Origin of the sequence: Bordetella sp. H567, assembly GCF_001704295.1 — a bacterium.
In the GTDB taxonomy this organism is placed as follows: domain Bacteria; phylum Pseudomonadota; class Gammaproteobacteria; order Burkholderiales; family Burkholderiaceae_B; genus Bordetella_C.
In genome coordinates this window covers 1,716,102-1,733,682 of record NZ_CP012334.1, presented here as the reverse complement: position 1 = coordinate 1,733,682, position 17,581 = coordinate 1,716,102, and the positions used below count along the sequence as shown (strand labels likewise).

Below are 17,581 nucleotides of genomic sequence, written 5' to 3'. Positions count from 1 at the left end.
ACCGCCGATCTGAAGCTGGACCTGATCGCCGTTACACCATGAAGACCGCAGCGTGACGCGTCAAGGCAGCACAATCAGCCGGTTCGGCAATTCGTCCCGCTGCGACGTGCTGGGCAGGTGCTGCGCCAGCAGCGCGCCGCAGCGCTCGATGCAGCCCACGAAGCCCTGTACGGTTTCACCCTTGCGCACCTGCTCGGTAAAGGCGGCGATCACCGGGTCCCACGTGGCATCGGGCAGCCGCGCGCTGATGCCGCGATCCACCAGGATTTCGACGTAGCGCTCGGCTTCCGATACGAAAATCAGCATGCCGGTTTCGCCCTGCGTATGATGCAGGTTCTGTTCCAGGAACTGGCGGCGCGCCAGATTGGCCGCGCGCCAGCGCCGCACATGCCGCGGAATCAGCCGCGTGGTGATCGCCGGCACACGAAACAGCAGCGCCAATACGATGAATACGGCCCACTGCGTCAGCAGCAGCGCGTGCGGCCCCATGACCACGACGCCGTAGTTCAGCAAGCCTGGCACCACCAGGGCAACCACGCTGGCCCACAGCAGCGGGATATAGGCATAGTCGTCGGCACGCGCGGCCAGCACGGTGACGATCTCCGCATCGGTATCGCGTTCTACACGTGCGATGGTGTCCGCCACCTGCCGCAGTTCGGTTTCATTCAGCAGTGTCATATCGTTCCGTCAAATCCCTGGCGTGGCCCCCGCGGCGGTTCGCCCCGCGCGACGGTTGATCGATCGGTTCGCATTGCGGTCACGGCTGCGCGGATGGCCGCACAGGCGGCTACCAATTACCGGAGGCCCCGCCGCCGCCGAAGCCGCCGCCGCCGCCCGTAAAGCCGCCACCGCCACCGAAGCCGCCGCCACCGCCGAAACCACCGGACGAGCCGTAGCGGCCCCGGCTGCCCAGGATGCCGCCGAGTATCGCGCCCGGCAGCACACCGCCGCTGCGGCGCGCGCCGTAGCCGCCCATGCGAGAAATCACCACGATGACGATGAACAGCAAGATGACAAAGACCGGGATCGACGTCGGCCCGTCGCGCTCTGCCGTTACCTGCTTTTGCGGAACGGCGTTGGGATCGCCGCTCAGCACTTTCAGCATGGTGCTGGTGCCGTCGACGATGCCCTTGTTGAAATCGCCCTGGCGGAAGGCCGGGATGATGACCTGGTTGATGATCGTCGACGAAATCGCGTCGGTCAGCGTTCCTTCCAGGCCGTAGCCCACCTCGATGCGCACCTTGCGATCGTCGCGCGCGACGATCAGCAGCGCGCCGTTGTCCTTGCCCTTCTGCCCGATGCCCCAGCGGCGTCCCAGCTGGTAGCCGAAATCCTCGATCGGCACGCCGCGCAGGCTGGGTACCGTCACCACCACCACCTGCTGGCCCGTGGCCTTTTCATGCGCCGCCAGCATGTCGGCCAGGCGCGCGCTGCTGGCGGGATCCAGCAACCCTGCATCGTCCACGACGCGGCCCACGAGGGCCGGCGCCGGCGCGGCGGAGGAATCCGAAGCCGAGGGCGCATCGGACGCTCCCGGCACGGCAGACGGGGCGCTCCTGGATGTTGGCGTATGGGCCGGTGGCGACGCGCTTGCAGGTGCATCGGGAGCGGCGCCCGCGGGTGCGGTGGTCGCGGGCACGCCGGGACCGGCCGCATTGGAGCCGACCGCGCCGGCGCCAGGCGCATTTGCGGGCGCGGAGGACGCCGGGGCCCCCGCGGAAAACGGACCGGAAATCGCCGACGGGGAAGACGTCCCGCCATCCTTTTGCGCGAACGCGGCGGCCCCCGCCGCCAGCGCGCAGGCCGACAGCAGGATGGCCACCATTCGCCGTGTCGCCGTCCGCATCATCAGAACTTGACCTTGGGCGCCTGGTCCGCCTGCGGCGCGCTCGCCTTGAAGGTTTCGCGCACCGGCAAGTCGCGGTACAGCACCATATGCCACAGGCGGCCGGGGAAGGTGCGGATCTCCGTGTTGTAGCGTTCGACGGCCGCGATGTAATCGCGCCGCGCGACCGAAATGCGGTTTTCCGTTCCTTCCAGCTGCGATTGCAGGGCCAGGAAGTTCTGGTTGGACTTCAGGTCCGGGTAGCGCTCGGACACCACCAGCAGGCGGCCGAGCGCGCCGCTCAGCTGCTGCTGCGCCTGGTCGAACTGCTGCAGCTTCTGCGGATCGTCGACGGTGCTGGCGTCCACCTTGATCGAGGTCGCCTTGGCGCGCGCCTCCACCACGGCCGTCAAGGTGTCCTGTTCCTGCTTGGCATAGCCCTTGACGGTCTCCACCAGGTTAGGAATGAGGTCGGCGCGGCGCTGGTATTGGTTCTCCACCTGCGCCCAGGCCGCCTTGACCTGCTCGTCCAGCGTGGGGATGGTGTTCATGCCGCAGCCGGACAGCAGCGACAGCAGCAGCGTCAACGCCAGTACGCGCCAGTGTGAAACGAACGGTTGTTGCCTGATTTGCATGAAGACCTCGCCTGTGAAAGATGTGCCCGCGGACATCCGCGCCAGATATCGCATATGGCTACCCTGCAAAGATAGCGCATGGGCGTCCCCGTCGCGGCGCGATGCCTTACCGGAAGACAACGCGCTTGGAGAGGATCGGAACGCTACACCTTATCCTTCAATTGGAATCCATGCATCAAGGGATCGCGGTCGTCGATGAAGATGGTGTTGTAGCCGGTCATGCGCGCCCAGCCTTCGATGGACGGCACGATGGCGTCCAGGTTGCCGACGCGGGTGCGTGCTTCCACGCGGCCGCGGAACAGCGTGCCGATGATGCTCTCGTGCACGAAATCGCTGCCGACATCCAGCTTGCCCTGCGCCGCCCACTGGGCCATGCGCGCCGACGTCCCCGTGCCGCAGGGCGACCGGTCGATGGCCTTGTCGCCGTAGAACACGGCGTTGCGCGCATGGGCTTCCGGATGCTGCGGCGTGCCCGTCCACAATACATGGGACAGGCCGTTGATGGCCGGGTTCTCCGGATGGACGAATTGATACTTGCTGCCGAAGGCCTGGCGCAGTCGGGGGCTCCAGCGCAGCAGGTCGGAAGGCTGCACGTGCTCCAGCCCGGCGTATGCCTGCTGCGGCGAGACGATCGCGTAGAAGTTGCCGCCGTAGGCAACATCGGCCTTGACCAGGCCCAGGCCTTCGACCTCGGCTTCCAGCCCGGTGCCATACAGGAAAGACGGTACGTTGGTGATGCGCACGCTATTGATATACGGCCCGTCCTGCTCGTAGCGGGCTTCCACCAGGCCGGCCGGCGTATCGATGCGCAGCACGCCCGGTTCGCGCGGCGTCACCAGCCCGCGCTCCAGCGCCATGGTCACCGTGCCGATGGTGCCGTGGCCGCACATCGGCAGGCAGCCGGAGGTCTCGATGAACAGGAAGGCGACATCGCAGTCCGGCCGCGTCGGCGGATACAGGATGGCGCCGGACATCATGTCGTGGCCGCGGGGCTCGAACATCAAGCCCGTGCGGATCCAATCGTATTCGCGCAGGAAATGCGCGCGCTTTTCCACCATATTGGCGCCCCGGAGCGCCGGGGCGCCGCCGGCCACGAGGCGCACGGGATTCCCGCAGGTGTGGCCGTCCACGCAGAAGAAGGTATGGGAAGTCATGGGGATCGAACGAGGCGTTGAAAAGCGATGTGCCAAAAGCGATGCAACGATAGTAGCGTCAAACGGTGGAACCGGGCGCCGGCCCGGCCGTCGCGCCGGCGCCGTCGGCCGCGGCGCGGCGTTCCTCCATGCCGCGCGCCAGGTCCACCCGGTGCAGCAGCGCCAGGCCGCCGACGAAGAACAAGCCCGTCACCAGGATCGCCAGGCGGTGATTGCCGTGCGTCAGCCAGGTCACCAGGCCATAGGTCAGGGGTCCGACCACCGCCGCCAGTTGCACGGAGAAGGTCCACAGCGCGAAGAATTCCGCCAGTCTTTTTTCCGGCGCCAGGGCGCCGACCATGGCGCGGCCCGCGCTCTGGCTCGTGCCCATGCACAAGCCGGCCAGCGTGGCCGCGACCCAGAACACGTTGACGGTGACGGCCGCATAGGCGATCAGCACCATGGCGATCCAGCCGCACAGCGTCATCGCCAGGGCGCGCTTGTGCCCGATGCGGTCCTGCAGGTAACCGAACAGGAAGGCGCCCGCCGCCGCGGCGATATTCACCAGGAACACCAGCATCATGATCTGCGCCATCTTGAAACCCATGGCCTGTTCGGCATAGACCGACGCCAGGGTGATCACGACGGCGATGCCGGCCTGGTAGCAGGCCACGCACATCAGCAGGCGCCGGAACTGCGGATGATGCCGTCCCGTATCGCGCCACGCGCGCAGCAGCTGCCCCAGCATGTCCGGGCTGGCCTCGGCGCGCGCCCGCGGCTGGGCGCGCTCGCGCAGCCACAGGAAGGAAGGCAGCGCGGACAGGGCGAACACCCCGCAGGTCAGCGCCACGACCCACGGCACGAACTGCGCGGCGCTTTCACCGCGCGCCTGCGCCAACGACACGACGACCAGGGACAGGCCCAGGGACAGCATGCCGCCGCAATAGCCGAAGCTCCAGCCCCAGCCCGATACCCGGCCCAGCGCATGGGGACGCGCCAGTTCGGGCAGGAAGGAGGCGACCGCCGATTCGCCGATGCAGTAGAAATAGTTGGAGACCGCGATACCGATCAAGGCGAGCCAGACATCGCCCGGCCCGGCCTGCGTCAGCGTCAGCGTGGCCAGGATGCATCCCACCGTGCTGCCGAACAGCAGCTTGCGCTTGGCGCCCCGCGCATCGGCGCGCGCGCCCAGCGACGGCATGGTGAGCATGATCGCCAGATAGGAAACGGACAACGCGCTCGTCCAGGCCAGGGTCGCCCAATGGGCGCCCCCGCCCACCACCCCGACGAAATAGGCGCTGAACACCGTGGTCAGGATGACCGTCGTGTAGCCTGAATTGGCGAAGTCGTACATCGCCCACGACCAGACCTCGCGGCGCGCCACGCCTGGATTCAGGCTGCCTTCGGCCGGTGCCGCATTGCCGTGCGGTGCCGCCCCCTCGGGCGATGCGGCCAGGCTCCGTTCGGTGCGCTGCTCGGGGACGGCATTATCGGCGGCCGGCGTGCCAGCCACCGATCGATCCGGCGACGACGGCGTCACAGGCCCAGTGCCGCGATGCCGGCCCTGGCCGTTTCCGCGTCTTCCGACGCCTTCACGCCGGACACGCCCACGGCGCCCACGACCTGACCGTCCGCGACGATGGGCACGCCACCTTCCAGCAGGCCCTGTATGCCCGGCACGGACAGGAAGGCGTAGCGGCCATTGTTGATGCTTTCCTCGTACACGCGCGATTCGCGCCGTCCCATGGCCGCGGTCTGCGCCTTGGCCGGCGCGATGTGCGCGCTGACGGGCGCCGCGCCGTCCAGGCGCAGCAAGCCAAGCAAGTGGCCGCCGTCGTCGACGACGGCGATGGTGACCGGCCACTGGTTCTTCAGGGCATGGTCTTCGGCGGCAGCCAGGATCTTCTTGACGTCATCCGCGGTCAGGGCTTGCTTGGTGATCATGTCAGGGATTCCTTGATCTTTTCCAGGGCGTTGGGATCTTCGATGGTCGGCAGATCGCCGGGATCCCGACCCTCGCAGACCGCGACGATGGCCCGCCGCAGCACCTTGCCCGAACGCGTCTTCGGCAAGGCGCTGACGAAGCGGATACGCGCGGGCCGCGCGACCGCGCCCAACTGCTCTTCGACCACGCGCATCATATCGCCTTCCAGCGCGGCAACGACATCGCTGTCGGCCGGTTCTTCCTTCAGCACCACGAAGGCCTGTGCCACCTGGCCCTTGATGGCATCGGCCACGCCCACCACCGCGCATTCCGCGACCTTGGGATGGCTGCTGATCGATTCCTCGATCTCCCGCGTGCCCAGGCGATGCCCCGCGACATTGATGACGTCGTCCGTCCGCCCCAGGATGTACCAGTAGCCATCCTCGTCCACCATGCCCCAGTCGAAGGTCGAATACAGCTGCCGGCCGGGAATCGATTCGAAGTAGGTGCTGACGAAACGTTCGTCGTCGCCCCAGATCGTCGTCATCGCGCCCGGCGGCAGCGGCGGCACGATCACCACCACGCCCTTCTGCCCGGGTCCCAGGTCCTCGCCGGTGGTCTCGCTGACCACGCGCGCATCGAAGCCGTAGCAGGGAAACGAAGGGCTGCCGAACTTCGCGGGCACCCGCTCCACGCCGGGCTGGCCCGACAGGATGGGCCAGCCGCTTTCGGTCTGCCAATAGTTGTCGATGACCGGCTTGCCCAGGCCTTCGCCTATCCAGCGGGCGGTCGGCTCGTCCAGGGGCTCTCCCGCCAGGTAAACGGCGCGCAGCGAGGAGAGATCGTGCCGGCGCAGCAGCGCGGGATCCTGGCGCTTGAGCACGCGCACCGCGGTGGGCGCGGAGAACAGCGTGTTCACCTTGAAGCGCTCGATCAGCTTCCACAGGATCGCGCCGTCGGGCCGCACCGGCGTACCCTCGTACAGCAGCGTGGCCTGCCCGCCGATCAGCGGGCCATAAACGATGTAGGAATGGCCGACCACCCAGCCGATGTCGCTGGTGCAGAAAAACGTCTCGCCCGGCTTGCCGTCGAAGATGTATTCCATGGAGGCGGCCAGGGCGACGGCATAGCCGCCGGTATCGCGCTGCACGCCCTTGGGTTTGCCCGTGGTGCCGGACGTATACAAGATATAGCTGGGCGCCCCCGCCTCCATCCAGGCTACCGGCACGCGGGCGCCCTGGTGGCGGTCGCGCAGGGTCGCATAGTCGTGGTCGCGCGGGCCGCGCGTCATCGGCGCCAGGCCACGGTCGAGCAGGATCACCGCGTCCGGCTGGGCCTGACTCATGGCCAGCGCCTTGTCCAGCAGCGGCTTGTAGGGCATGACCTTGCCCCCGCGTGAACCCGCGTCGGCGGACACGATCACCTTGGGTCGGGCGTCGTCGATGCGCTGCGCCAGGTTGTGGGAGGCGAACCCGCCGAAGACCACCGAATGGACCGCCCCCAGCCGCGCGCAGGCCAGGATCGCGAAAACGGCTTCCGGAACCATGGGCATATAGATCAGCACCCGGTCGCCCGGGCCCACGCCCTGTTCCCGCAGCATGGCGGCCGCCGCGTTGACCTCCTCGAAGAGCGCCATTCGCGTATATATTCTTTCCTGGTCCACCTCGGTGGACACCCAGATCAGCGCTTGTCTATCAGCCTGTTGGGGGAGCCAGCGGTCCACGGCGTTGAAACACAGATTCGTCTGGCCGCCCACGAACCAGCGCGCGAAAGGCGGCCGGCTGAAGTCCAGGACCTGCTCCGGTGGCACATCCCAATGGATACGTCCAGCCTCACTGTGCCAAAATGTTTCAGGTTGATGAACGGACGAGTAGTGGAAAACCCGGGTTCTTTGCATGGCTGTCTCCTGTTATCCTTCGCTCTGTTGCAGATTCTGACGATCTTTACGAGTTGTCCGACTCTGCGCGGCGGCCTTTGCAACGTGGTCACCACGCTTGATGCGCGGCCCCCGCCCCCTGCAGCTCCGTTCTTTCGGCATTTTTTCCGCCGGTTCTATCCGTCTTATGCAGTGCGCCAACATCGGCGCGGGATGAGGCAAAGCGTATACGCACTTCCTCGGGAAGCTATACGCAGCTTTGATAGAATCGCCCCGCAGAATCTCCCATACGGCGGTCGTCCGTCGTCTTCCAGGCGTGCTCATCCGCGCCTTCAAGCGAACAATGCAACGATACGACTACCGAACCCTATCCTTTTATCGACTTCTACTCCAGCAGGCCCGTGCCCTGCGCCTCGGCGCCGTCATGGCTGGCCTGGCGATCCTTGCGGGATGCGCCAATACCGCTCCTGGCCGCGATACCGCCTATACCAGCTTCGACCAGGATGCCTACGATGCCGCCTGGACCACCGCCGACAATGACGATCCGATCGGCAAGCTGCTGGCGCAGAAACTGCGCCGGGCCCCCCGCACCGTAAGCAATTATCCGGGTAGCAGCGCCTCTACCGACAACACCGTGCTGGCGGGCGAAGCGTTGAACTACCTGGGCATCCGCTATCGTAGCGGCGGCGATTCGCCCGGCACGGGTTTCGACTGCAGCGGCCTGGTGAACTATGTCGCCGAACAATCCCTGGGATTGAAGCTGCCGCGCACCGCCGCGGAAATGTTCCAAATCGGCGTGCCGGTCGCGCGCAACGATCTGCAGATCGGCGACCTGGTGTTCTTCAACACCATGGGCCGTCGCTATTCCCATGTGGGCATCTACGTGGGTGAAGACCGCTTCGTGCATTCCCCCAGCCGTGGCGGCGTCGTGCGCATCGAACGCCTGGACATGGCGTACTGGAACAAGCGCTACAACGGCGCCCGGCGCATCGACACCACGCTGGTGGCATCGGCGCACGCACAGAACTGACGTGGCGGCATAGCCGCCCGTACGAAAAAAGGCCGGTCGCTGATGCAGCGACCGGCCTTTTTCCATGGCCGCCCCATCTCTATGCACGCCACCCGTGCCTACAGGCGCATGGCCGGCGGCCCTATCCCTGTTGCACTAGCTGGCGACCCGACCACACAAGCCGCACTGCGTCAGCGCCTGCTGCATGCTGCACACCGAACGCCGGCAGGCGACCACGCGGATGCCCGCGCGCTGGGCCGATTGCCGGAACGTCTTCATCACGTTGTGGCCCAGGAAATCGGTCAGCAAGATCACCAGCTGCGTGCCGGAAGGAAGCTGCAGCCCGCGCTTCTGATGCGATGGATCGCGCCCGCTGATGTGATGCGTAATCGCGATGTTGTGCCCTTTCAGCAGATCGGGAATATTGCCCAGTCGGTCCGCGCCCACCACCACTGCGCTAAGTGCCGTCGACATGACAGACCTCGTTGCGTCGTTGATCGTGGACCAATGATAATGATTCTTGTTTTTCTGAGCAAGTAAATGAGAGGAATTCTCGTTTAATTTGCCTATGAAGTTCGTGCGTCGCATAGGGCGGCCAGGCGACGCCGGCGGACTGGGGAAGACCGACCCCCGAAGCGCTACGCGCGCACGGCCGCAGGCACGGGAACGCGCCGGGTCCGGGCGGCACCACGGTAGCGCCGCCATCCGCCAGTGCACAGGGCCGGACACGCCCTAGGCCCCCGGGCGTGAACCCGCTACCTCTTATTCGTGAACGCCCTGGACGGCGTCCATCACGACCTGCCGGGTCAACGCGGGCGTCAGCATTTCGATGAAGGTATAGACGTAATCCCGCAGGAACACGCCGGCCTTGATCCCGACACGGGTCGTATGGGTGCCGAACAGATGCCCCACCGGCAATCCCACCAGGCCGCTGTCGCGCCGCGGGTCGTAGGCCACGCCCGCGATGATGCCGATGCCCAATCCCACGTCGACATAGGTCTTGATCACGTCCGCGTCGATGGCCTCCAGCACGATGTCGGGATGCACGCCCTGGGCCGCGAAGACTTCATCGATGGTCGATCGGCCGGTGAACGCACGGTCGTAGGTGACCAGCGGATAGGCCGCCAGCTGTGCCAGCGTCAGCCGCTTGGCCTCGCTGGAGGTCAATTCCGCCAGGGGGTGGTCCGGCCGTACCACCACCGTATGCTCCCAGGTATAGCAAGGCAGCGTAGCCAGGCCTGGGGTCAGGGCCAGCGACTCCGTGGCGATGGCCAGGTCGGCCTGCTCATGCAGCACCATCTCGGCCAATTGCCCGGGGCTGCCTTCCGCCAGCGATAGATGCACCTTGGGAAACTGGCGGCGGAATGCCGGGATCACGCGCGGCAACAGGTAGCGCGCCTGGGTGTGCGTGCAGGCGATGACCAAGCCACCCTCGTCGCGGCGTGCGAATTCATCGCTGACCTTCTTCAGGTTGTCCACTTCGCGCATGATGCGATCGATCACCTGCGAAACGGCCAGTCCCGGCTTGGTCAGGCCCTTGATGCGCTTGCCGTGGCGCTCGAAGATCTTGATGCCCAGCTCGTCCTCGAACTCGATGATGGCCTTGGACACGCCGGGCTGCGAGGTGTACAGCATGCGCGCGGCTTCGGTCAGATTGAAATCCCGGCGGATGGTCTCGCGGACGAAACGGAACTGTTGCAGGTTCATGAAGCGGATTCCTAGGAGGGAATCCAATTATAAGTAATAAGGAGATATCTCTAAATTACTTTGTTGTCTATGCTTCTGCCCATCGATGCGCTAAGCCGATCACGCGTCTAGGCCTTCCTCATACTCATCCATATTTGTATAAATATGTATAAAATAACTACACCATTTATGAGATGAGGATGTGATATGTGGAAGCATCGGGCAGGTCGTGTTTTGCGCTGCATTCTTGGCACAGCCGGTGCGCTGGCCCTCGTGGCCTTGGCGGGATGCGCCAACGTGCGCGGCATACCCTATACGTACACACCCGCGTCGACGATTTCTGCCGACGGCGCCGTAGCCCTCGGCGACTTCTCGTATGACGTCAATCGCCAACCAGACGCAAGCCCCAGCCTGACGCCGGGTGCATCCCAGCCCGTGCAAACGACGACTCGGCGCCGTACCGACGTCAAACCGAACCAGATCCGGAATACCGCGATGGGGGATATTCTGCTGGAAAAGGACATCAAGGATGTGATGCATGATGCGACGTTCACGGAGTTGCGCTTCGTGGGTATCAAGCTCGGCGCCAACCAGCCGCGGGTATTGACCGCGAGCATCCAGGATTTCCTCTGCGATGACCTGGGTTATTCCGTGGACTGGACCCTTAGCATCGAATACATGGTCACAGACACGTCCACCGGACAGCGCGTGTATGACGGCACCAAAAAGGTACAGCGCAAGACGGCCAAGTTCGCCAATGTCTTCGGCGCCTTGAACGACGTTCTGCGGCTCAATATCGAGGAATTACTGAAGGATCCGGCCTTCCTGGCCGCGATTCCGGTCTCGCAGGGCCAGCCCGTCGCAGCGACGGCGCCGGCGGTCTCACCGGTCCCGACGCTTCAGAAGTAAGTATCCCAGCCGATATGGCGCACATTCAGTTCCTGGTGTGCGCCAGAACATTCACCAGCTTCCCGGCCGGATCGCGTACGAAGGACAGCGTCACGAGCCAGCCGCTCGCGCGCACCGCACACGACAGTACGGCGCACGGCCCCGCTTCATTCCGCTTTCACCAATTGGCCGATCAGCAGATCCGCCATCCTGCGCATGTGCTTGTCGTCCTGGTACACGCGCTCGATCACCACCAGCCCCCGCGTCATGGTCACGATCATGCGGGCGGCGTCCCGGGCGTCCATGGTCAGCCGCCCTTGCGCGTCCGCGCGGGTCAATCTGTCGTACAGCGCGGCTTCGATGTCGTCGAGTAGATCGCGGATGGCCTCCCGCAAGGGATCATCGAGCTCTTCCGTGCCCAAGGCGGTCTTGCTGCTCAGGCAGCCCCGGGTCGGCACGCCCGTCGTCATGGACTTGATGACGAAGCCGAAGAAGCGGCCCAGTGCCGTGCGCAGGTCGGCATCGTCCAGCGCGTCCCGCATCTGCCCGACGTATTTCTCACGGTAGACGCCGAATACGCGCAGGAAGAGCGTCTCCTTGTCCCCGTACGCGTTGTAAAGAGAGCCGCGCTGCACCCCCGTCGCGGCGGCCAGGTCCTGCATCGTCGTATTGGAATAGCCCTGCCTCCAGAACAGCGCCAGGGCCTTGTCCAGGGCGTCACGCTCATCGAATTGGCGGACTCCAGCCATACACCTACTCCTTGGTTGCGCGGCGATGCCTGCGTCGCCCGCCGCAATGGAATTGGAGCATATGCTTGACAGCAGTGTCAACTTTGACTACCTTGTCAAACTTGACACTCATGTCAAAGTAAATCCGCCTGTTGGGCACGAGGAAACGGTGCCCTTTCACTCCCGCTCGCGAAAACTTCGATGTCCTCTACACCTTCACTCTCCCTGGCGAAAGTCGACCGCCTGCTCGTCTGGCGGTACATCTTCGCCGGCCTGTGCGCCAGCCTGGACAGCATCGGCCTTGCCCGTTTCGCCTTCACGCCCCTGATCCCCGAATTGATCCACGCGCAGTGGTTCACGACATCCGCGGTGGTCTACCTGGGTTCCGCCAACCTGGCCGGCTATGTGCTGGGCGCGCTGATCGGCCGGCCGCTGGCTTCGCGCGTCGCCAATGAGCACGTATTGCGGCTGATGATGCTGCTGATTTCCGCCGCCTTCTTCGCCTGCGCCGTTCCGCTGTCGTTCTGGTGGTATTTCGGCTGGCGCTTCGTCTCCGGCATCGCCGGCGGCGTGGTCATGGTGCTGGTCGCGGGGACCATCCTCCCGCACGTCCCGCCGGCCCGCAAGGGCGCCGCGGGTGGCGCGATCTTCCTGGGCCTCGGCCTGGGTATCGCGGGATCCGGGACCATCATTCCCCTGCTGCTGGGGCTGGGCCTGGCGCAGACCTGGATAGGCCTGGGCATCATATCGGTCGTGCTGACGGCCGCCAGCTGGTTCGCGTGGCCCGCCAGCAAGCTGGCACCCGCCGCGGCAAGCCCGGGCGCGCAGCACGCACGCACCGTGCGCTTCGGGCGCCACGTCCGCCTGCTGTATCTGCAATATGCGCTGATGGCCGGCTCCGCCGTGCCGCCGATGGTGTTCCTGGTCGATTTCATTGCCCGCGGCCTTGGGAAAGGCACGCACCTGGGCTCGGTGTTCTGGGCCATCTACGGCCTGGGCGCGATCGTCGGCCCGCCGCTGTACGGCTACCTGGCCGACCGCCTGGGATCGAAGTCGACGGTACGTATCGTGTCGCTCATCATGGCGGCCGTGTTCCTGGGCTTCTACGCCAGCAGCGACCTGCTCGTGCTGGGCGTCCTGACCGCCATCATCGGCACGTTCGCCCCCGGCATGGTGCCGCTGGTCCTTGCTCGGGTGCATGAAGTGGTGGCCCACAACGCAACGCGCCAGAACATCGCCTGGACGCGCGCCAGCGTTATCTCGGCCATCGGCCTGGCGGTTGCCGCCTACGGGTTTTCAGCGGTGTTCAACGCAACAGGCGGCAACCACCGCCTGTTGTTCCTGGATTCGACGGTCATGCTGGTCATCGTGTTGTTGATCGGGCTGGTCGCGGGCGGCGGCCAGCCCTCGCACGCCGGGGACGCCCGCGTCAACGCATCGTGATCGTCGTGTTGACCGTTCGGCCATGCGCCGCCCAGCGCGCCGTCACGGTCTTGGTCTGGGTCCAGAACTGCACCGCCTGCTTGCCGTTCGGGCCCAGGTCGCCCAGCTTGGAGCCGCGCGATCCCGTGAAGCTGAACCACGCCACGGGCACGGGGATGGGGATGTTGATGCCCACCTGCCCCACGTCGATGTTGTTCTGGAAATAGCGGGCCGCGCCGCCATCCTGCGTGAACAGGGCCACGCCGTTGCCGTTCGGGTTGGCGTTGATGAACTCGACCGCTTCTTCGAGCGTATCGACGCCGACCACGCACAGCACCGGCCCGAACACTTCCTCGGTGTAGATCTTCATGTTGCCGCGTACGCCGCCGAATACCGTGGGCCCGACGAAATTGCCTTGTTCGAAGCCCGCGACCCGGATGCCGCGGCCGTCCAGCAGCAATTCAGCGCCCTCGTCCACGCCTTGCTGGATCAAGCCTTCCACGCGAGTCCTGGCGACTTTCGATACCAGCGGTCCCAAGTCGGCGCCGCGGTCCGTGCCGGCATTGACCTTCAGCTGCCTGGCCCGCGCGACGAAGTCCGGCAGCCAATCGCGCGATGCCCCGACGAAGACCGCCACGGATGTCGCCATGCAGCGCTGGCCCGCGGCGCCAAAGGCCGCCCCCAGCAGCTGGTTCAAGGCGACTTCCGGGTCGGCATCCGGCAGGATCACGCAGTGGTTCTTGGCCCCCATCATGGCCTGGCAGCGCTTGCCGGCGTCCGAGGCGCGGCGATAGATTTCCGTGCCGACACGCGTGGAACCGATGAAGGAAACCGCCTTGATGTCACGATGCTCGCACAGCGCGTTGGCCGTGTCCGCACCGCCATGGACCACGTTCAGCACGCCGGGCGGCAGGCCCGCTTGCAGTGCAAGTTCGGCCAGCAGGAGCGAGGAGGAAGGATCCTGTTCCGACGGCTTGAGCACGAAGGTATTGCCGCAGGCCACGGCGATGGGAAACATGAAGCACGGCAACATCACCGGGAAATTGAAGGCCGTAATGCCCGCGCATACGCCCAGGGGCTGGATCAGGGTGTAGACGTCGATGCCCGACGCGGCGTTTTCCGCATATTCGCCCAGTTGCAGGCTGGCGATCGCGCAGGCGTGCTCGACCACCTCCAGGCCGCGGCCGACTTCGCCTTCGGCATCGGGCAGGGTCTTGCCGTGTTCCGGCGTGATCAGTTCCGCGAGCTTGCCGGTGTTCTCGCGCATCAACTGCTGCAGCTTCAGCATGACCCGCATGCGCGCGGCCTGGCCGCTGTTGCGCCAGGTCTTGAACGCTTCCTTGGCATTGGCCACCGCGCGGTCCAGTTCCTCCGGCGTGGCATAAGGGACCTGCGCCACGACTTCCTGCGTGGCCGGGTTGATGACGTCGCGCCATTGGGTTGTGCGCGACTGGACGCGTTCGCCGCCGATCAGCAGCGGGATGCGCGGGATCTCGTTCATGGTCTCCTCCTGGTTCCTTGTGGGAATCGTCGTCCGGGTGGCCGTCGTGATGTCGATGCCCCCGGTATTGCCGGGCCAGTGTAGAAGGAAACCCGCGCCGTGGAAATGGAGTCGCCACCATGAAAAACCCCAGGATCGGAAAGCATCCAATCCTGGGGCCGGCTCAATGCTCAAGTCGAGGGCCGCGCCGGCTACTGACAGCGCTATCCCATCGCCGGTGCGGCCTACGTTGCCGCGGCGCCTGCGGCCGGCGGCCTGGGGCCGCCGCCGTTGCGGCCGCCGCTATCCTTGGGCGCCTTCACCCGCAGCCGGCGCATGAACAGATACGTGGCGAAGACCAGCAACGCCGCATGCACGGGCCACCAGCCCAGGCCGAAGGGAATGCGGCCGTCGGCGATCCACGCCCGGAACAGGTTGATCAGGTTCATGTACAGCAGCGCGACGAGGCCGGCGATCAGCAGGTCGCCAGAGCGGCCCAGGCGCGGATTCACGGCGCCCAGCGGAACGGCCATGATCGCCAGGACCAGGGCCGCCACCGGCATGGAGATGCGCCACATGACCTGCGACCAGGCGTTCGAGGTATTGTCTTCCATCAACTGGAAGGTACTGCGCGCCTTGCTGGATCGCTCGGCGGCCGCGCGGGCCTCCGCGGCGGGGTCCTCGGTGGACTTGCTTTCCAGCCGCACGCCGTACTGGTCGAAATTGACCATGCGGAATTCCGCGCTGCCCGGCTTCAGGTCGTAGCGGTGGCCGGCGCTCAGGACCAGGAAGCGATCGCCATTGGGCAAGGTTTCCGTGCGGGCACTGGCGGCGGTCAGCACGCTGAGCCATTCCGGATCGATGGCCCGCACGAACACATGGCCCAGTTCGTCGCCCTTGTTTGTTGGTTCTTCGGCAAAGAAAACGCGGGCCCCGTCCTGCGATTCGCCAAACTGCCCCGCGGAGACCTTGGACAGGTCCGAGCGCTGCTCGAAACGCTGGCGGTATTCGCCGATCTGGCGATAGGCCCAGGGTGACGCCACCAGCGTCAGGACCGCCACCATCACGGCCACCGGCAGCGCGACGCGCATCACCGGCCGCAGCCAGTCCGCCAGCGACAGGCCGCTGGCGAACCAGACGACCATCTCGGATTCGCGGTAATTGCGCGTCACCGTGGTCAGCACCGCGATGAACAAGGCCACCGACAGGATGGTGGGCAATGCGGTGATGGTGGAAAACGCGGCCAGGCCCAACACGACATCGGGACCGATGGTGCCGCCGGCGGCCTCGCCCAGCAGGCGGACCAGCAGCACGCTGAGCCAGACCACCACGAGCGTGGAGAAGACAACGCCAGCGTGACTGGTGATCTCGCTGACAACAGATCGTTTGAATAGAGACATGGGAGAATATGCGGGATAATCGCGAATTATCGACGCATACGGGAACGCCTTCAATGTCACTGGAATTTAGCACACACAGCACTGCCTCCCTGCACCAGGTCAAGACCGCCGCGCTGGCGGTGGGCGTTTTCGCCGAAGGCGTCCTGACGGCCGCGGCCGACCTCATCGATCGCGCCAGCAACGGCGCGTTGCGCACGGTGGTGAAGAACGAGTTCCGCGCCCGCCAGGGCAGCACGCTGGTGCTGCGCTCGCTTCCTGGCGTGGCGGCGCAGCGCGTGGTGCTGGTGGGCCTGGGCAAGCAGGAGGAATACTCGGCGCGCGTGCATGCGGCGGCGGAACAGGCGTTCGCCACGTATTGCGTTGGCGCGCAACTGACCGAAGGCGCCTCCACGCTGGTTGCCGTGCCGCTCGAAGACACGCCGATCCGCGCGCGCGCCCGCCTGGCGGCCATCTCCGCGGGCAACGCCACCTATCACTACGACGAGAGCTTCGGCAAGCCCGATCGCGACGCCCGCCCCAAGCTGCGCAAGGTCGTCCACTGCATCGAACGCGCCGATGCCACGAACGTGCAGGCCGGTCTGCGCGAAGGCGGCGCCATCGCCAACGGCATGGAGCTCGCGCGCACGCTGGGCAACATGCCTGGCAACCTTTGCACCCCCACCTACCTGGGCGAAACCGCCCGCAAGCTGGAACGCGCCTACAAAACCGTGAAGGTCCAGGTCATGGACCGCAAGCAGATCGAAGCCCTGGGCATGGGTGCCTTCCTTTCCGTGGCGCGCGGATCGGACGAGCCGCCACGCTTCATCGTGCTGCGCCACGCCGGCAAGCCGGCCCGCAAGGCCAAGGACACCGCGGGGCCCGTCGTGCTGGTGGGCAAGGGCATCACCTTCGATTCGGGCGGCATCTCCATCAAGCCGGCCGCCACCATGGACGAAATGAAGTTCGACATGTGCGGCGCCGCCAGCGTGCTGGGCGCCTTCCGCGCCCTGGCCGAACTGCAACTGCCGCTGGACGTCGTGGGGCTGATCCCCACCTGCGAAAACATGCCTAGCGGCAAGGCCAATAAGCCGGGCGACGTGGTCACCAGCATGTCAGGCCAGACGATCGAAATCCTGAACACCGATGCCGAAGGCCGCCTTATCCTGTGCGACGCGCTGACCTATGCCGAGCGCTTCAAGCCCTCCGCGGTCGTGGACATCGCGACGCTGACCGGCGCCTGCGTCGTCGCCCTGGGCAACGTCAACAGCGGCCTGTTCTCCAAGAACGACGCCCTGGCCGACGCCCTGCTGCGCGCCGGCCGCGAATCGCTGGACACCGCCTGGCGCATGCCGCTGGACGACGCCTACCAGGAACAGCTGAAGTCCAATTTCGCGGACATGGCCAATATCGGCGGCCCGCCGGCCGGCGCGGTGACGGCGGCCTGCTTCCTGTCGCGCTTCGCCAAGGCCTACCCCTGGGCCCACCTGGATATCGCCGGCACGGCATGGCGCGGCGGCAAGGAAAAGGGTTCCACGGCCCGGCCGGTGCCGCTGCTGATGCAATTCCTGCTGAACCAGCTCTAAGGCGGCGGCTACC

The 17,581-nt window shown here is 65.8% G+C and carries 16 protein-coding genes; 4 read left to right on the top strand and 12 right to left on the bottom strand.

What is annotated here, in order from left to right:
* Positions 1 to 60: 60 nt before the first annotated feature.
* The 7 genes from AKI39_RS07875 to AKI39_RS07845 all read right to left on the bottom strand — a co-directional run bounded on the left by AKI39_RS07875 (position 61) and on the right by AKI39_RS07845 (position 7,414).
* On the bottom strand, positions 61 to 678 hold the full coding sequence (locus AKI39_RS07875; RefSeq protein ID WP_066634261.1) for a TPM domain-containing protein: 618 nt from the start codon (positions 676 to 678) through the stop codon (positions 61 to 63).
* 109 nt (positions 679 to 787) lie between these two features.
* Positions 788 to 1,540 (bottom strand): TPM domain-containing protein, encoded by a 753-nt coding sequence (locus tag AKI39_RS07870; RefSeq protein WP_066642471.1) that lies wholly within the window; start codon positions 1,538 to 1,540, stop codon positions 788 to 790.
* 308 nt (positions 1,541 to 1,848) lie between these two features.
* Complete coding sequence (locus AKI39_RS07865; RefSeq protein WP_066634259.1) at positions 1,849 to 2,460, bottom strand: LemA family protein; 612 nt, start codon at positions 2,458 to 2,460, stop codon at positions 1,849 to 1,851.
* A 143-nt stretch (positions 2,461 to 2,603) separates the two neighbouring features.
* Positions 2,604 to 3,614, bottom strand: a complete 1,011-nt coding sequence (locus AKI39_RS07860; RefSeq protein ID WP_066634258.1) for a 4-hydroxyproline epimerase — start codon at positions 3,612 to 3,614, stop codon at positions 2,604 to 2,606.
* A 58-nt stretch (positions 3,615 to 3,672) separates the two neighbouring features.
* Positions 3,673 to 4,947: an MFS transporter gene (locus tag AKI39_RS07855; protein WP_083229080.1), complete on the bottom strand. Its 1,275-nt coding sequence runs from the start codon at positions 4,945 to 4,947 to the stop codon at positions 3,673 to 3,675.
* A 182-nt stretch (positions 4,948 to 5,129) separates the two neighbouring features.
* A complete protein-coding gene (locus AKI39_RS07850; protein ID WP_066634257.1) occupies positions 5,130 to 5,537 on the bottom strand; it encodes a heme-binding protein in 408 nt (135 codons plus the stop codon).
* Entirely contained in the window at positions 5,534 to 7,414 is a 1,881-nt protein-coding gene (locus tag AKI39_RS07845) for a propionate--CoA ligase (RefSeq protein ID WP_066634253.1), read from the bottom strand. The genes AKI39_RS07850 and AKI39_RS07845 overlap by 4 nt, the downstream gene beginning before the upstream one ends.
* Positions 7,415 to 7,817: 403 nt before the next feature.
* On the opposite strand from AKI39_RS07845, the gene AKI39_RS07840 reads away from it, so the two are divergent.
* Positions 7,818 to 8,423 carry a C40 family peptidase gene (locus AKI39_RS07840; RefSeq protein WP_235610771.1) on the top strand — a complete coding sequence of 202 codons (606 nt, stop codon included), beginning with the start codon at positions 7,818 to 7,820 and terminating at the stop codon, positions 8,421 to 8,423.
* 135 nt (positions 8,424 to 8,558) lie between these two features.
* Here the strand turns inward: AKI39_RS07840 and AKI39_RS07835 are convergent, their stop codons facing one another.
* Positions 8,559 to 8,876, bottom strand: coding sequence for a DUF2325 domain-containing protein (locus tag AKI39_RS07835; RefSeq protein WP_066634251.1), 318 nt, complete (start codon positions 8,874 to 8,876; stop codon positions 8,559 to 8,561).
* Between the two features lie 288 nt (positions 8,877 to 9,164).
* A complete protein-coding gene (locus AKI39_RS07830) occupies positions 9,165 to 10,109 on the bottom strand; it encodes a CysB family HTH-type transcriptional regulator (RefSeq protein ID WP_066634250.1) in 945 nt (314 codons plus the stop codon).
* Between the two features lie 186 nt (positions 10,110 to 10,295).
* Between AKI39_RS07830 and AKI39_RS25455 the strand changes: the two genes are divergently transcribed.
* On the top strand, positions 10,296 to 10,997 hold the full coding sequence (locus AKI39_RS25455) for a hypothetical protein (protein ID WP_066634249.1): 702 nt from the start codon (positions 10,296 to 10,298) through the stop codon (positions 10,995 to 10,997).
* 146 nt (positions 10,998 to 11,143) lie between these two features.
* On the opposite strand, the gene AKI39_RS07820 is transcribed toward AKI39_RS25455, so the two are convergent.
* A complete protein-coding gene (locus AKI39_RS07820) occupies positions 11,144 to 11,725 on the bottom strand; it encodes a TetR/AcrR family transcriptional regulator (protein WP_066634248.1) in 582 nt (193 codons plus the stop codon).
* A gap of 180 nt (positions 11,726 to 11,905) precedes the next feature.
* On the opposite strand from AKI39_RS07820, the gene AKI39_RS07815 reads away from it, so the two are divergent.
* Positions 11,906 to 13,147, top strand: a complete 1,242-nt coding sequence (locus tag AKI39_RS07815) for a YbfB/YjiJ family MFS transporter (protein WP_066634247.1) — start codon at positions 11,906 to 11,908, stop codon at positions 13,145 to 13,147.
* Here the strand turns inward: AKI39_RS07815 and AKI39_RS07810 are convergent.
* Together AKI39_RS07810 and lptF are read right to left on the bottom strand one after the other, a co-directional pair.
* Positions 13,134 to 14,627, bottom strand: coding sequence for a CoA-acylating methylmalonate-semialdehyde dehydrogenase (locus AKI39_RS07810; protein ID WP_066634245.1), 1,494 nt, complete (start codon positions 14,625 to 14,627; stop codon positions 13,134 to 13,136). The genes AKI39_RS07815 and AKI39_RS07810 overlap by 14 nt on opposite strands.
* A 224-nt stretch (positions 14,628 to 14,851) precedes the next feature.
* Positions 14,852 to 16,006 carry an LPS export ABC transporter permease LptF gene (gene lptF / locus AKI39_RS07805; protein ID WP_076879673.1) on the bottom strand — a complete coding sequence of 385 codons (1,155 nt, stop codon included), beginning with the start codon at positions 16,004 to 16,006 and terminating at the stop codon, positions 14,852 to 14,854.
* Positions 16,007 to 16,065: 59 nt separating this feature from the next.
* On the opposite strand from lptF, the gene AKI39_RS07800 reads away from it, so the two are divergent.
* Positions 16,066 to 17,568 (top strand): leucyl aminopeptidase, encoded by a 1,503-nt coding sequence (locus AKI39_RS07800; RefSeq protein ID WP_066642461.1) that lies wholly within the window; start codon positions 16,066 to 16,068, stop codon positions 17,566 to 17,568.
* Positions 17,569 to 17,581 lie beyond the last annotated feature (13 nt).